This window comes from Jannaschia pagri (assembly GCF_019655435.1).
GTDB lineage: Bacteria > Pseudomonadota > Alphaproteobacteria > Rhodobacterales > Rhodobacteraceae > Jannaschia > Jannaschia pagri.
In genome coordinates this window covers 112,556-126,532 of the sequence record NZ_BPFH01000006.1, presented here as the reverse complement: position 1 = coordinate 126,532, position 13,977 = coordinate 112,556, and the positions used below count along the sequence as shown (strand labels likewise).

Sequence of the window (13,977 nt, the reverse complement as noted above, 5' to 3'; positions counted from 1 at the left end):
CACTCCGCTGACGGCGGACGAGCATGCCAACGGACGTTGCTTAGACGTATCTCGACCCTGTACTTGAATGGCGTCCGGCGACCGCCAACCTTCACAGCCTTTTCCAGTCAGAGCCTTACGCTCGCTGTTCTCCGCAGTCACACGCAGAGCTAGGGCGCCATAGGCTCAAACTTAAGCAAAATCATCGACATATCATCGTCGAACCGTTGGATCCCCGCATGGTTCGACAGCCCCTCCTCAATACAACCAATCGCACCCTCCAGATCTGACGGCACCCGAGCAAAAAGTTCCATCAACCCTTCCTCCTCAAACATATCTCCCCAGGTATCCACGCACTCGGTTAGGCCATCCGAATAGGCCAAGAACACATCGTTCGGCTGCAAGGTCGCGGTACAAACCTCAAAATGTGCGCCCGGCAGAAGTCCCACTGGCGGGCCGCCGGACCCTATGCGTTCGACCGCGCCATGCGCCCGGCGGATCATAGGATGGGGATGACCCGCCTGACAAAAGCGCAAGGCGCCGGTGTGCAGATTCACGTAGGCAAGCACGGCGGTGAAATAGATGTCAGACGACAGTTCTTGGAGCATGAATTCGTTGAGCCGGGTCATGACCTGTTCTGGGGAATGGGCACCCGATCCATCGGTCGCGAAGGCCACATTCCGGTACGGCACCCGGTCAGAAAACAGCTCTGCCAGGCGACCAGTGAGCAGCGCCGACGCTATCCCATGGCCAGAAACATCCACTGAATAGATGGCAATTTCGTCCTGGGAGACGCGGAAATAGCCGACCAAATCCCCCCCGATTTGGTCACATGTCACCAAGCGCAGCGCGATGTCACAGCCACCGGCACGATAGCGGCGTGGCGGCAGGAAGGCTTGTTGAAGGGATCGCGCCTCCGCCAAGTCACGGTTTATGGCCGCCTGCAAAGCCTGGAGGTCGCCCAAAGCCGTCTGCACTTCGTAATTGCGGTGCAGCAGCACCTCATGCATGTCCAAAATACGCCGACCAGTGTCGATCCGCGCCCGCAACTCCGACATATCGACGGGGCGCATGACGAAATCGTCCGCCCCGGCCTTCAACCCTTCCGTCTTGGAGGTTCTATCGGTTTGCGACGTCAACAAGATGAAGTAGGCGAAGCTTTCCCCGCGCAACGCCCGGAACGCACGGCAAAAATCCGGACCATCCATCCCCGGCATTTGCCAGTCGCTGACCACAATGCCGATCCGCGCGCCCGCCTCGCCCGCGCAGATTTCTAAGGCATCCTCCGCCGTCGCGGCCGCGATAACCTCTAGACCAAAACGAGTCAGGACCGCCGACAACAACTGCCGCTGGGCCGCGCTATCGTCCACCACCAAGACGCAGTTGGTTGCCACCCGTGTTGTGGGCGGCGGTAAGATGTCTGTCTGCGTCGCGTCCATGACTCAACCACTCTTTGCGGTCGACGTGCTAACTGGATGGGTCTTAAAGTTCCGTGAACACCGAACATGTGCTCCAACTTGGGGCGAGTTTACGACTTGTTCACGCCTGGCGTGCGAAACGAATGCCATGGTGGACAAGAATCGCATATCCGAATTGCGCCAGGAGATTGGTGAAGAAGACATGGCGGTTGTCTTCGGAATCTTCCAACAGGAAGCAGAAGAAACGATTGCGCGGATTGCGTCGGGTCTCTGTGATCAAGAACATGCGAAGGCGACCCATTTCTTGCGCAGCGGGGCTTTGAACATTGGGTTGATAAGTCTGGCCAAACAGGCCGACCTCGCCGCAGCTGTGCCAGGAAACGACCGCGCGCAAACCGCAGAAGTTCTGCGGGACACACTGAGACGGTCCGTTGAAAGCATCGACGTCGCTTTGATGCAGCCGTGATCGTCATGCATGTGCCATGCCTTCGAACAGGATCAGAAGACCGAAGAGGTCCGGGCATTGGCTATCGTGTTATGAGCCACGCCCGACGAAGCGTAAGCGCATCCATTAGCCCGCCGTGTACAGGTCCCGTCCTCGCAATCGCCGCAGTCACTCGCTGTGCCGCTTCTCCGGCATTTCGGCTTCAGACGACCAGTTCCGCCAACATCGGATCGTCGGTCAAGTCTCGCCACGAAAAGCCCAAGTCGCCCATGCGCCGCTCCAGGACGTCAAAGGCCTCGGGCGTCGCAGTCTCGATCCCAATCAAGACCGTTCCAAAATTTCGCGCGGATTTTTTCAGGTATTCGAACCGGGCAATATCGTCCTCTGGACCCAGAACGGAGAGAAAATCCCGCAAGGCGCCAGGTCGTTGCGGCATGCGGAGCACGAAGTACTTCTTGGTCCCTGCATACCGCATGGCCCGCTCTTTCACATCGGGCAGCCGCTCGAAGTCGAAATTTCCCCCGGTCGCGACACAGACCACGCGCCGACCAGCAATCTCGGGCCCCAGATCCCGCAGCGCATCAACCGACAGGGCACCGGCAGGTTCCAGCACCACACCTTCGGTATTCAATAGCTCCTGGATGGTGATGCAGACGCGGTTCTCCGGCACGCGCAGCACGTGTTGCGGCGGCACTTGGCGCAGGATCTCAAAGGTCCGGGTCCCGATACGCGCAACGGCCGCACCATCCACAAACGTGTCCAGGGACGGCAACGTCACCGGCGTCCCAGCCGCGAGGGCCGCTGCGAGGCTGGCGCCCCCCAGGGGCTCCACATACCGCATCTCTGGAACCGTCCCACGCGCGCGCAGGTACGACAGCATCCCGGCTGACAGCCCCCCGCCGCCGACGGGCAAGACGACAAGATCGGGAAGGCCGCCCAATTGATCGATCATCTCAACCGCAACGGAGGCCTGTCCCTCGATCACATCCGGGTCGTCGAAGGGGGACAGAAACGTGGCGCCTGCCTCCGCGCACCAATCCTTTGCCGCTGCCAAAGTATCATCGAAGAAATCCCCGGTCAGGCGAATGTCCACCCGATCACCGCCGAAGAGCCGCGTTTTGTCGACCTTTTGGCCCGGCGTCGTGACCGGCATAAAAATCGTCCCGTCGACCCCCAAATGACGACACATCCAAGCGACGCCCTGGGCGTGATTGCCCGCACTGGCACAGGCCACTTTGCCGCCATCGAGCTTGCGCATGGCGTTGAACGCACCGCGCAATTTGTAAGACCGAACGGGGGTCAAATCCTCTCGCTTCAACCAGATGTCCGCCCCAAAACGGTCGGACAAATAGTCGTTACGCATCAATGGCGTCGCGGGAAAGACGTCTCGCATGGCTGCCGTGGCGGCCTCGGCGGCCGTCACGACATCACTCAACGGATCGTCCTTCGACGAAATGGCCGTAGAGGGTGCTCAAGACGCTCACGCCCAGCAGGATCAGGAACCACCCAACCACAAGGTTATACACCATCGACACCAGACCCGATGGGTCCGCCCCACCGACCAGAGCCGGCAATTCGAACAACAGCGATAGGACAAAGGACAAGACCGCCAGGGTGATAACCGTACCGGACTGCCCCTTGGTCGCGGCCCAGGCCTCCGGCAGCGTCATGGGGTTCCCCACCGCAACCGCAGGGAGGACGAGGCCAAGACGATAGAAAATCAAGATACCGAGGATGATCGACACAGGAATTCCGACCACGGGCAAGGGGATCGTCAAGGCCAGGGTCACCGCGATCAAGACGGCGACCATGACCAAGATCAGCAGGATCAAACGCCAGAGATAGCCGACGAACAGCTCCGTGCTGAGGCTCGGGAGCCATCCCTCACCGCCTTCTTGCAACAGGATGTAGCGATGCCAAGCGATGGCGATCCAGATGTAGACCCCCAGCTGGACAAGGGACAACGCCAACACACCGCCAAGGAAACCATCGGGTAGGTTTGGCATCTCCTCCGGGCCGACCTCCAACTGCACCTGCCAGCTTGTGACATCCAGCGATCCGATGAAGTAAAAGCTGGCCACAACCAACAGCCCATAGGGCACCACACTCAGCCGCAGTGCCGCGCCCAGGTTGTCGATGACAAGCAGAGCGGCGCGTTTGAAGATGTTCCAACTTAGCATGGGGTCCCCTCTCCGCTGACCGTATCGGAGGTAAGCGGGTCCCGTGGCGGCGTCAACGGACGAGGGAACAAAGGCCATTGGGATGCGTTGCTCCGACACCTGCAAACAGGCCCCAAAGGAGATCCCATGTCCCGTCTTCCCCTCACGACCGCCGCGCTCATCCTGAGCGGCACCGCTGCGCTGGCCGATGGCCATACCACCGCGCCCTTCTCCACCACATCGCTGGAATACGGCGAGAGCTACATGGCGACGACGTTGATCGGCACCCGCATCTACGTCACCGATAGGGAGCTGCCCATCGACACGCCGCAGCCCGCCGGGGCCGCAGCGGAATGGGATGACATCGGCGAGATCGGTGACATGATCATCAACACCCAAGGCGAGTTGGAAGCCGTCGTGCTCGACATCGGCGGGTTCCTCGGCATCGGTGAGCGCGAGGTCGCAATCGACTGGTCCGCACTGCGCCCCGTGCGCGAAGATGACGACCCCAATGAGTGGTTCCTGACCGTCATGATGACGGGCGACATGCTGGAAAACGCGCCGGAGTTGCGTCGGACTCCGGCGGACTGACGTGTCCGCCCCGGCCTCCACGGCGCGTCCGCCCCCCACGGGGGGCTTGCGGTGGGGGCCGAAGGGGCCTACCCGCGTCCCGGACCCAAGTTCGGAGACACACCCATGGACGCGCCCAAGAAAGTCGTGCTCGCCTATTCGGGCGGGTTGGACACCTCGATCATTCTGAAATGGCTTCAAACGGAATACGGCTGCGAGGTCGTCACCTTCACCGCCGATCTGGGCCAGGGGGAGGAATTGGAGCCCGCCCGCGCCAAGGCTGAGATGATGGGCGCCACCTCCATCCATATCGAGGATCTGCGCGAGGAATTCGTCCGCGACTTCGTCTTCCCGATGTTCCGGGCGAATGCGCTCTACGAGGGGCTGTACCTGCTGGGCACCTCCATCGCGCGCCCGCTGATCTCCAAGCGCCTGGTTGAGATCGCCGCAGCCGAGGGCGCGGATGCTGTCGCGCATGGTGCAACGGGCAAGGGCAACGACCAAGTCCGGTTCGAACTGGCCGCCTATGCCCTGAACCCCGACATCAAGGTCATCGCCCCCTGGCGCGAGTGGGACCTCAGCAGCCGCACGAAGCTGATCGATTTCGCCGAGAAGAACCAGATCCCCATCGCCAAGGACAAGCGCGGTGAGGCCCCATTCTCGGTCGACGCGAACCTGTTACACACCTCGTCCGAGGGCAAGGTGCTGGAGGACCCTGCGGAGGAGGCGCCCGATTACGTCCTCCAGCGGATTACCCGCCCCGAAGACGCCCCCGACACGCCCGAGATGGTCGAGATCACCTTTGAACGCGGCGACGCAGTCGCAATCAACGGTGAGGCCATGTCCCCCGCCACGATCCTGACCAAGCTGAACGAGCTGGGTGGCAAGCACGGCATCGGCATCCTCGATCTGGTCGAAAACCGCTTTGTCGGTATGAAATCCCGGGGCGTCTATGAGACGCCGGGCGGCACGCTGCTGTTGGAGGCCCATCGTGGGATCGAACAGATCACGCTCGATTCCGGGGCCGGGCACCTGAAGGACAGCATCATGCCCCGCTACGCGGAGCTGATTTACAACGGCTTCTGGTTCTCGCCCGAACGCGAAATGCTCCAGGCCCTGATCGACAAGAGTCAGGAGCATGTATCGGGCACCGTTCGCCTCAAACTCTACAAGGGCAGCGCACGCACGGTGGCCCGCTGGTCCGATCATTCGCTTTATTCCGAGGCCCATGTGACCTTCGAAGAAGATGCAGGCGCCTATGATCAGGCCGATGCGAAGGGGTTCATCCACCTCAACGCCCTGCGCCTCAAGCTGGTGGCCAATCGCAACAAACGCGTCGCCGACTAAACCTGCGGGACACGCCCCGGCGCGCGCCGGGGCTTGCCCCCGCTGCGCAGCGGGGGCTTGGCACCCCACGCAACCGTCATTAGCCAATCGACCGATGGCGCCCCATATCGGGGACATGAAACATTTTGCCCCCTTCGCCGCCGCCCTCACCCTTCTGACTGCGCCCGCCGTGGCCGACACGCAGACCGCTGTGCTCGCGGGCGGCTGTTTCTGGTGTATCGAGGCCGACTTCGAATCCGTCGAAGGCGTCGGCGATGTCGTCTCGGGCTTTACCGGCGGCACCACGCCGGACCCGGTCTACCGCCGCTCAGGCGACCATATCGAAGCGGTGCGCATCCCCTTCGATGATGGAGCGATCAGCTACCGAGACATCCTAGACCTCTACTTCCGGTCCATCGATCCGCTCGATGCGGGAGGCCAGTTCTGCGACCGGGGCTTGGAGTATACGACGGCCATTTGGGTCGATGGACCAGAGCAACGCGCCGCCGCCGAGGCCGCCAAAGCGGACGCCGAGGCAGCGCTTGGCCAATCCATCGTCACACCGATCTACGACGTCAGCACGTTCTACCCGGTCGATGACTACCACCAGGACTACTACAAATCCGACGACCGCCTTGGCATCACCTCCGTCGGGGTCTTCGTGACCAAGGCCGACGCCTACAAGCGGTACCGAAAGGGCTGCGGCCGGGATGCACGGGTCCTGGAGGTTTGGGGCGACGCCGCGCCATTCGCGAAATAAGCGGCCTTGGTGGCGGCTTCGACCGTATGGGGTCTACGGCGCGGGTTACTCAGGACTTGAAACGTTCATCGACAACGAGATGGCGCTCCGTTTCGCGCGGTCACCAGGCGTCACGGCCCACCTTGCAGTGACGGCCGATATGGCAACGTGGGGCGATTTTGGGAACCGCCCAGTTGCGGTCCTCTCCTGCCATTCAGAGACGGTCCCATCGTTCGTCGCCGTCCAAACGTCGGGGTACGGCCTCACCGGACGGGTCGAAGATAGCGGCGTCCCAACGCACCTGCGCGTTCCGCCGCCACGGAACTGGCTGTCGTCACACTCACCCAAGTAAAAGCGGACCACCCGCCGCGTCCGGCCCAGATCATACCACGGTCACCCCTGTATCACCCCCCTATGTCAGCGCCGTTTCCAGCCCCGCCGCGCGCCCGGTGTTTTCGAATGGAAATCGGCGGGCCGTTTCCGCACCCATTTTATGAACCTCTCCAGCCGGGGATGGGTGCGGAGCGCTTCGGGCGTGTTCCACAACCGCGCCAGCTCCGCCTCAGACGCGCTCGCGTGGATTTCATTGTGACATATCTGATGCATAAGGACAGTCGGCCCGCCCTTTCCGCCGCGCAGTTTTGGGATCAAATGATGCAAGCTCTGCGGTGTACCGGGCAGAATGGGACGTTCGCACAGGGCACAGATAGGGTGGTCGGGCGGCGCGCTCTCTGACATGCGGGGGGAAATGACCCAGACCGACCGCAAATCAACCGTCGCCGTCATCGGCGCAGGCCCCGCCGGCCTCATGGCAGCCGAGGCTGCAGCGCGGGCGGGCGCGCGTGTGACGATCTATGACCAGATGCCCAGTCCGGCGCGCAAACTGCTTATGGCTGGCAAATCGGGGCTGAACGTCACTCACACAACGCCCGCTTTTACAGAGACTTACGCCCAAGTCGAGTTGGAGCCAATGGTCGCAGCTTTCGGCCCCGCTGAGGTTCGCACCTGGATGGAAGATTTGGGGCAGCCATCTTTCGTCGGGTCCACGGGCCGGGTCTTTCCCGAGACGATGAAGGCCTCGCCGCTCCTGCGCGCGTGGCTCGCACGGCTGGACGGCCTGGGCGTTACACTGGTTCGGCGGGCCTGTTGGACGGGCTGGGACGGAGATGCGCTGACCTTCGCGGACGGCGCTCAAGTAACTCCAGGCGCCACCGTCCTGGCCCTGGGCGGCGCGTCCTGGAGGCGGCTCGGATCTGACGGCAAATGGACCACGCATCTGACCGGTCTGACCGCCCCATTTCAGCCGTCGAACGTCGGGTTTCGCGTGGCTTGGTCAACCCATATGGCCAAACACTTCGGCACGCCCCTCAAGAACATCGGTCTGAGCGCAGGCGGTCAGACCCTGCGCGGTGAGATCGTCGTCTCTCGCACAGGGTTGGAGGGCGGCGGGCTCTATCCCCTGACCCCAGCCCTGCGCGACGGCGCCCCACTGACGCTGGACCTCAAACCCGATCTGACGCTGGAGCAGGTCCGCGCGCGCCTGGCAGTACGGGGCAAGCAGAGCCTGTCGAACCACCTGCGCCGTGCGCTGAAGCTGACGCCAGTCCAAATTGCCTTGATCCAGGAATGGGCGCGTCCGCTCCCCGAGGATCTGGCCCCCACCATCAAGATGCTGACGGCGCAGATCCAGGGCCCACAAGATATGGATCAAGCCATTTCCACGGCAGGGGGCCTCCGGTGGGAGGCTTTGGACGACCGCCTGATGCTGCGCACGCGCCCAGGCACCTTCGCGGCGGGTGAGATGCTGGATTGGGAGGCCCCGACAGGCGGCTGGTTGATCACGGCGTGTCTGGCTACGGGCCGCTGGGCTGGGCGCGCGGCTGCCGCCTATGCAGCCTCACCCTGAGCAATGGCCCGACGGAACGCAGGCCGCGCGCGCATCATGGTCATATGTGTCCGCAAGGGCGAAGGCAGGTCCAGCTTCAGCCCCGCCGCCCAGCCGCAACAATGGGCAAGCAGGACGTCCGGCACCGTCGGCTCCGCGCCCGTTGCATAGGGCCCGCCGCCCAGCAGTTCGGCCACCAACCCAGCGTTGCGTTCCCACTGCCAGCGCAGACTGTCCTTGATCGCCGCGACGCGCTGGTCCGCCGGCAAGACAAAGACATGTTTGGCCATTTCCCAGAGGATCACATCCAGCAACTCTGTGACAGAATTGGTGAAACCGTCCTGCACGCCGCGCGCATGGCTACCCGCAGGATGTGTGAACCGCCCCTCCCGATCCGCGAGCATGGTCATCTGCGCGACCGAGTCGTAGACGGGGCCATCTTCGGTCAGCAGAACCGGCACCTTGCCCAGAGGCGAGACGGCGAAGGCCTCGGGCGAGCGTGGCTCGGTCGCGTGGTAGCTATAGGGCAGGCCCAGCTCTTCCAGCATCCAGAGGGTACGCAGGGCGCGGCTCTTAACCCGTCCGTGGAGTGTATACATAGGCGCGTCTCCCTAACTGCGGGCCATCATGGCAAGGCGGATGAAGGCCCGCTCCATCACGGCCATATCCGGCGCGCGGGCCGACGATCGCAGCGTCAAATCCGTTTCCATCAACAGGGCCAAGGCCCCTTCTAGTTTCCGGGCACCCCAAGCGCGGACCTGACGTTCCATGGCATCCCGGCGGGGGCCATAGACCGGCGGGCGCAGCCCACCAACCCCACCCGCAACGGCGGCCGTGTGCAGTTGCTGAAAGTGCCGCGTGGCAAAGATCACCAGAGTGACGGCGGCAACACCCTGCCCGCTCAGCCGTTGCATCAAAGGGCCAATGGCGCCCGCCTGCCCTTCGGCGGCGGCGGCGATCACTTGATCCGTATCGGCATCCACCGTGGCAGGCGCCATCAGGGCGACGGCGTCTGCGTCGACCTCGGATCCGCCTGCATAGAGGGACAGCTTGGTCAGAGTTTGACGGAAATCACCTGGATCAAGCTGTTGTGACAGGGCCTCGACCCCGCGCCGGGCCTCGGGCGTGAGCGACAGGCCCTCGGCTGCAATGGCGGCCTCGACCTCTTCGCGGCCCATGGGTTCATCGTAAAGACCCACGGCCACGGCCTTGGGATGCGCCTCAAACGCTTTGCGCAGTTTGGAGGTTTTCTTGAGTGCCCCCGCCGTGACCACCAGCGCTGCATCCCCGTCGGACCAATCGGATAAAGCCTGTAAGATGGGACCGCCCTGGGCCTCGGTCACGCCATCGACAAAGACGACACGGGGACCTGGAAAGAACCCAACGGCCTTTAGGGCATCCAAAACTGCGGCAGGATCAGACTTGGCCTCAGCCCCGGACATCCGCGTCAGGCGCATTTCGTCATCGGCCCCGGGTCCGGCGAGGTTTGCGATCAACTCCTGCCGTTTCAAGGCAACCCGCATGGCATCGCCGCCATAGATCAGCGCACCGACCGTGCCGGGATCAGGCTTGGCGAAGAACCGCGCGGCCTGTGCCCCGCGTAGGTTCATAGATCTGCGGCCTGGCTCAGCAGGCGTGTGACGACCTTGTCGGCCAGGATACGGGCCAAGCGCTGCTCCGCATCCCGTTCGGATTCGAGCGTGGAAATGGTGGAGCCGGTGGCGGAGTAGCTGGTGAAGCTGCTCTCGACACCGGTCAGCTTGGCTGTGTCGCTGCCGACGGGCATCAAAGACCAGGTCAAATCACCTTCGATGTTGAACCGCGTGATGTTGTTGGAGCCGTCGATGGCCAACTCTACCTCTTCGGTGCGCACAACATAGGTCAACTCGTAGCGATGGGCCTCGGGCAGGCCGAGACGGGCCTCAAATTCGCGCACGAAGGCGAATTCGAAGTCGGTGTCCGGGTCAGCAACGCGGATGGCCCCGCGCAGTGCGGCGCCGCCGCCCCCCGGCCCGTAGACCGGCGTGAAGCCGCAGCCTGTGAGCGCGGCGAGGCCCGCGCCCAGGACAAAGCGCCTAGACCACCACATTCACGATCCGTCCCGGCACGACGATCAGCTTCTTGGGTTGCCCCCCGTCGAGCGCCTTCACGACTTGGGCGTCTTGCATCACCAGCGCCTCAATCTCGGGCTTGGGCGCGTCCTTGGCGACCTCGATCTCGGACTTCTTTTTGCCGTTGATCTGGATCGGAAGGGTTATGGTGTCTTCGACCAGCAGGGCCTCGTCGGCCTTGGGCCAAGCGGCGTTCACGACGAAACCCTCGCCGCCCATCATCGACCAGACCTCCTCGGCCAAGTGGGGCGTCATGGGGGCCATCAGTTGCGCCAAGACCTTCATCGCGTCGCGCCGTGCCTCGGCTCCCGCGTCGGATTTGTGCAGAGTGTTGGTGAACTCATAGAGCTTAGCGACAGACTTATTGAAGGCGAAGCCCTCGATCCCGTCGGTCACCTCTTGGATGGCGCGGGCCGTTGCCTTGGCCAGATCAGCGTCCGCTGCATTGGCGGCCCGGTCAGCACGTTCGATGTCGGTAGCCAGGCGGTGGACACGGGCCAGGTGCTTAGCCGTGGCCTCGGCCCCCGAAGCGGTCCATTCCACGTCCCGCTCCGGCGGGCTGTCGGACAGGACGAACCACCGAGCCGTGTCCGCGCCATAGGTCGCGATGATGTCCATGGGATCCACGACGTTCTTCTTGGACTTGGACATCTTGACCGGCGGGGTGACCGTGATCGGCTCTCCCGTGGCGCGCAGGGTCTTGGTGTCGAGATCCACGTCTTCGGGCAGGTGGTAGACGTCGCGGCCCTTGTCGTCCTTGGTCGAATAAATCGCGTGGGTCACCATGCCTTGGGTGAATAGCGCGTCGAACGGCTCCTCCGTGCCCTGGGGCAGGTGGCCGGTCTTCTGCATGGCGCGGGCGAAGAAGCGGGAATAGAGCAGGTGCAGGATCGCGTGTTCCACCCCCCCGATATACTGGTCGACGTTCATCCAATAGGCAGCGTCGTCCACATCGGTTGGCGTTTCGGCACGGGGAGCGGTGAAGCGGGCAAAGTACCAAGACGAATCCACGAAGGTATCCATCGTATCGGTCTCACGCCGGGCGGGCTTGCCGCATTTGGGGCACGCGCACTCCCGCCAGGTCGGGTGGCGGTCCAGCGGGTTGCCAGGCACGTCGAAGGTCACGTCGTCGGGCAGACGAACGGGGAGGTTTTCCTTGGCCTCCGGCACGACACCACAATCGTCGCAGTGGACAACGGGGATCGGACACCCCCAGTAGCGTTGGCGGCTCAGGCCCCAATCGCGCAGGCGATACTGGACCTTACCGGTGCCCAGGCCCTTCGCCTCAGCCCAGTCGATGGTCGCGTCGATGGCCTCTTGTCCCGTGGCTTCGGTCAGGCCTGCAGGCTGGTCGATCCAACGCACACGGTCGGTCTTGGGCGGGGTGAAGGCGGTGTTCGTGACGCGGGCGTCGTCGTCCAAGGCCACGAAGGTATCGGTGACGGGCAGGTCGTATTTGCGCGCAAAGTCTAGGTCACGTTGATCATGGGCCGGGCAGCCGAAGATCGCGCCGGTGCCATAGTCCATCAGGACAAAGTTCGCGACCCAGACGGGCAAGGTGCCGCCCAAGGGGTTCTCGACCGTCAGACCTGTATCGTAGCCCCGCTTTTCCGCCTTTTCCAAGGCTTCCTCAGTTGTCCCACCCTTCCGCACATCGGTCGCGAAGGCAACCAGATCGGCATCCTCTTCGGCCAGCGCCTTGGCCAGCGGGTGTTCCGGCGCGATGGCAATGAAGGAGGCGCCGCGCAGGGTATCGGGACGTGTGGTGTAGATCTCGATCCCGTCATGGCCGCCCACCGGTGCGGACAGGGCGAAAGTCATCTGCAACCCGCGCGACTTGCCGATCCAGTTCTCCTGCATCAGGCGCACCTTCTCGGGCCAATCGTCCAGGCCCTTCAGCCCGTCCAACAGCTCTTCGGCCATGTCGGAGATAGCAAAGGCCCATTGGGTCAGCTCCTTACGCTCCACCTCCGCGCCGGAGCGCCAGCCCTTGCCGTCGATCACCTGCTCATTGGCCAGAACGGTCATATCGACCGGGTCCCAGTTCACGATGGCAGGTTTGCGATAGACCAGCCCGGCCTCCAACATGTCCAGGAACAGCGCTTGCTGCTGGCCATAGTATTCTGGGTCGCAGGTTGCGAATTCGCGCGTCCAGTCGATGCTGAGGCCCAGCGGCTTCATCTGACCCCGCATGACGGAGATGTTGTCGTAGGTCCAATCCTTGGGGTGCCCACCAGAGGCCATGGCCGCGTTTTCCGCTGGCATCCCGAAAGCGTCCCACCCCATCGGGTGCAAGACGCTGAACCCACAGGACATCTTATACCGCGCGATGACGTCGCCCATGGTGTAGTTGCGCACGTGACCGATGTGAATGCGCCCCGAGGGATAGGGGAACATCTCAAGGACATAGTATTTCGGCTGGTCCGTGCGGCGGGCCAGGAACAGGTCTGCCTTATCCCAGGCGGCTTGCCATTTTGGTTCGGTGGCGGCGGCGTCGTAGCGGCTCATGTCAGGTTCCGGCTGTGGTCGGGCTGCGCAACCCGTCGCGCGCGGCCAAAGGGAGAAAGGGGTCGTAGGCGGCGCACGCCACAGGCGCGCCCGCGAGGTCTTACAGGCGGCTGTCGGCGATACGAAGTTGCCGCGCGCGCGTGAGGATTGCGTCTTCGATGGCGCGCTGTGTCTCTCGGCTGGCTGTGCCGCCCCGCGTCCGCAGGGCCACGTTGAGGGATCGCGCATCCAGGGCGGGGTCTTGGATTAGGACGGTCGCCTGATAGGCGCGCCCACCGCCCGGCGGCACACCATACCCGAACTGGATCACGCCCGAAAACGGATCAGCGTTCTGAACGGGCATAAAAGACAGGACATCCAGCGAGGCATTCCAGAGGTACTTGTTCACCTCAAGCGTCGTATTGGGGTCGTCGCGGTTCTCGAACAGGTCGAAGAAGGAGGACGTGTTGCTGTTGGCGCGCGCGTCCCGCGCAATGGTGGCGGGGTTCACCTGTTCTACGGCGCGGGCGCGACGCTCTTCGGGTGTGCGCCCAAAGAAAGCCGTCCCACAGCTTGCCACCGTAGCCAGCACGGCCAATCCAGCAATCGCACGCAAACCCGTCGTCTTTCGCATTGGTGCGCTCCCTCATTGGCATCCAGCGGTCTGCACCCCAGGGGGGCGCGCGCTTTGACTATCCTATGCTTGGCGGGCGTCACAAGGCTTTGACGCAACACCTTACGCCACAGTTTGACGGGACTTGGGCACCCCATGGCGTCACTGTGGCAAGACTGCACCGGTAAAACGGCGAAAACCCGAGGCCTTGCGGGGCCTTTCTTGCGAGTGTCGGCCCGATGAGT

General features: G+C 63.2%; 14 protein-coding genes. 5 read left to right on the top strand and 9 right to left on the bottom strand.

The window, feature by feature from the left end; genetic code table 11:
* Positions 1-149: 149 nt before the first annotated feature.
* Entirely contained in the window at positions 150-1,418 is a 1,269-nt protein-coding gene (locus tag K5R33_RS15565; protein ID WP_220749992.1) for a PP2C family protein-serine/threonine phosphatase, read from the bottom strand.
* Here K5R33_RS15565 and K5R33_RS15560 point away from each other — a divergent pair.
* Positions 1,417-1,863, top strand: coding sequence for a hypothetical protein (locus K5R33_RS15560; protein ID WP_220749991.1), 447 nt, complete (start codon positions 1,417-1,419; stop codon positions 1,861-1,863). The two genes, K5R33_RS15565 and K5R33_RS15560, sit on opposite strands and share 2 nt — an antisense overlap.
* Before the next feature lie 181 nt (positions 1,864-2,044).
* Here K5R33_RS15560 and ilvA read toward each other — a convergent pair whose 3' ends face one another.
* Positions 2,045-3,277, bottom strand: coding sequence for a threonine ammonia-lyase IlvA (gene ilvA / locus K5R33_RS15555; protein ID WP_220749990.1), 1,233 nt, complete (start codon positions 3,275-3,277; stop codon positions 2,045-2,047).
* The gene (locus K5R33_RS15550) at positions 3,270-4,022 is read right to left on the bottom strand and encodes a hypothetical protein (RefSeq protein WP_220749989.1); all 753 of its coding nucleotides are present in this window, start codon (positions 4,020-4,022) and stop codon (positions 3,270-3,272) included. The genes ilvA and K5R33_RS15550 overlap by 8 nt, the downstream gene beginning before the upstream one ends.
* A gap of 126 nt (positions 4,023-4,148) precedes the next feature.
* On the opposite strand from K5R33_RS15550, the gene K5R33_RS15545 reads away from it, so the two are divergent.
* The 3 genes from K5R33_RS15545 to msrA all read left to right on the top strand — a co-directional run bounded on the left by K5R33_RS15545 (position 4,149) and on the right by msrA (position 6,657).
* Positions 4,149-4,592, top strand: a complete 444-nt coding sequence (locus tag K5R33_RS15545; RefSeq protein WP_220749988.1) for a PRC-barrel domain-containing protein — start codon at positions 4,149-4,151, stop codon at positions 4,590-4,592.
* Between the two features lie 105 nt (positions 4,593-4,697).
* Complete coding sequence (locus K5R33_RS15540; protein WP_220749987.1) at positions 4,698-5,918, top strand: argininosuccinate synthase; 1,221 nt, start codon at positions 4,698-4,700, stop codon at positions 5,916-5,918.
* 115 nt (positions 5,919-6,033) lie between these two features.
* A complete protein-coding gene (gene msrA / locus K5R33_RS15535; protein ID WP_220749986.1) occupies positions 6,034-6,657 on the top strand; it encodes a peptide-methionine (S)-S-oxide reductase MsrA in 624 nt (207 codons plus the stop codon).
* Between the two features lie 396 nt (positions 6,658-7,053).
* Here the strand turns inward: msrA and K5R33_RS19125 are convergent, their stop codons facing one another.
* Positions 7,054-7,374 carry an HNH endonuclease gene (locus tag K5R33_RS19125; RefSeq protein ID WP_255576481.1) on the bottom strand — a complete coding sequence of 107 codons (321 nt, stop codon included), beginning with the start codon at positions 7,372-7,374 and terminating at the stop codon, positions 7,054-7,056.
* 10 nt (positions 7,375-7,384) lie between these two features.
* Between K5R33_RS19125 and K5R33_RS15530 the strand changes: the two genes are divergently transcribed.
* Positions 7,385-8,542: a TIGR03862 family flavoprotein gene (locus K5R33_RS15530; RefSeq protein WP_220749985.1), complete on the top strand. Its 1,158-nt coding sequence runs from the start codon at positions 7,385-7,387 to the stop codon at positions 8,540-8,542.
* On the opposite strand, the gene K5R33_RS15525 is transcribed toward K5R33_RS15530, so the two are convergent.
* From K5R33_RS15525 to K5R33_RS15505, 5 genes are all read right to left on the bottom strand, one after another.
* A complete protein-coding gene (locus K5R33_RS15525; RefSeq protein ID WP_220749984.1) occupies positions 8,524-9,120 on the bottom strand; it encodes a glutathione S-transferase family protein in 597 nt (198 codons plus the stop codon). The genes K5R33_RS15530 and K5R33_RS15525 overlap by 19 nt on opposite strands.
* A gap of 12 nt (positions 9,121-9,132) precedes the next feature.
* Entirely contained in the window at positions 9,133-10,131 is a 999-nt protein-coding gene (gene holA, locus K5R33_RS15520; RefSeq protein WP_220749983.1) for a DNA polymerase III subunit delta, read from the bottom strand.
* Positions 10,128-10,610, bottom strand: a complete 483-nt coding sequence (gene lptE / locus K5R33_RS15515) for an LPS assembly lipoprotein LptE (protein WP_220749982.1) — start codon at positions 10,608-10,610, stop codon at positions 10,128-10,130. Before lptE ends, holA begins: the two co-directional genes overlap by 4 nt.
* Positions 10,597-13,140: a leucine--tRNA ligase gene (gene leuS, locus K5R33_RS15510; RefSeq protein ID WP_220749981.1), complete on the bottom strand. Its 2,544-nt coding sequence runs from the start codon at positions 13,138-13,140 to the stop codon at positions 10,597-10,599. The genes lptE and leuS overlap by 14 nt, the downstream gene beginning before the upstream one ends.
* A gap of 100 nt (positions 13,141-13,240) precedes the next feature.
* Positions 13,241-13,753 (bottom strand): DUF3576 domain-containing protein, encoded by a 513-nt coding sequence (locus K5R33_RS15505; protein WP_220749980.1) that lies wholly within the window; start codon positions 13,751-13,753, stop codon positions 13,241-13,243.
* Positions 13,754-13,977 lie beyond the last annotated feature (224 nt).

Excerpts from the sequence above, each read along its gene's own strand:
- K5R33_RS15560 (WP_220749991.1), top strand. The coding sequence starts at position 1,417 with ATGACTCAACCACTCTTTGCGGTCGACGTGCTAACTGGATGGGTCTTA.
- K5R33_RS15565 (WP_220749992.1), bottom strand. The coding sequence starts at position 1,418 with ATGGACGCGACGCAGACAGACATCTTACCGCCGCCCACAACACGGGTG.
- K5R33_RS15550 (WP_220749989.1), bottom strand. The coding sequence starts at position 4,022 with ATGCTAAGTTGGAACATCTTCAAACGCGCCGCTCTGCTTGTCATCGAC.
- K5R33_RS15545 (WP_220749988.1), top strand. The coding sequence starts at position 4,149 with ATGTCCCGTCTTCCCCTCACGACCGCCGCGCTCATCCTGAGCGGCACC.
- K5R33_RS15540 (WP_220749987.1), top strand. The coding sequence starts at position 4,698 with ATGGACGCGCCCAAGAAAGTCGTGCTCGCCTATTCGGGCGGGTTGGAC.
- msrA (WP_220749986.1), top strand. The coding sequence starts at position 6,034 with ATGAAACATTTTGCCCCCTTCGCCGCCGCCCTCACCCTTCTGACTGCG.
- K5R33_RS19125 (WP_255576481.1), bottom strand. The coding sequence starts at position 7,374 with ATGTCAGAGAGCGCGCCGCCCGACCACCCTATCTGTGCCCTGTGCGAA.
- K5R33_RS15530 (WP_220749985.1), top strand. The coding sequence starts at position 7,385 with ATGACCCAGACCGACCGCAAATCAACCGTCGCCGTCATCGGCGCAGGC.
- K5R33_RS15525 (WP_220749984.1), bottom strand. The coding sequence starts at position 9,120 with ATGTATACACTCCACGGACGGGTTAAGAGCCGCGCCCTGCGTACCCTC.
- holA (WP_220749983.1), bottom strand. The coding sequence starts at position 10,131 with ATGAACCTACGCGGGGCACAGGCCGCGCGGTTCTTCGCCAAGCCTGAT.
- lptE (WP_220749982.1), bottom strand. The coding sequence starts at position 10,610 with ATGTGGTGGTCTAGGCGCTTTGTCCTGGGCGCGGGCCTCGCCGCGCTC.
- leuS (WP_220749981.1), bottom strand. The coding sequence starts at position 13,140 with ATGAGCCGCTACGACGCCGCCGCCACCGAACCAAAATGGCAAGCCGCC.
- K5R33_RS15505 (WP_220749980.1), bottom strand. The coding sequence starts at position 13,753 with ATGCGAAAGACGACGGGTTTGCGTGCGATTGCTGGATTGGCCGTGCTG.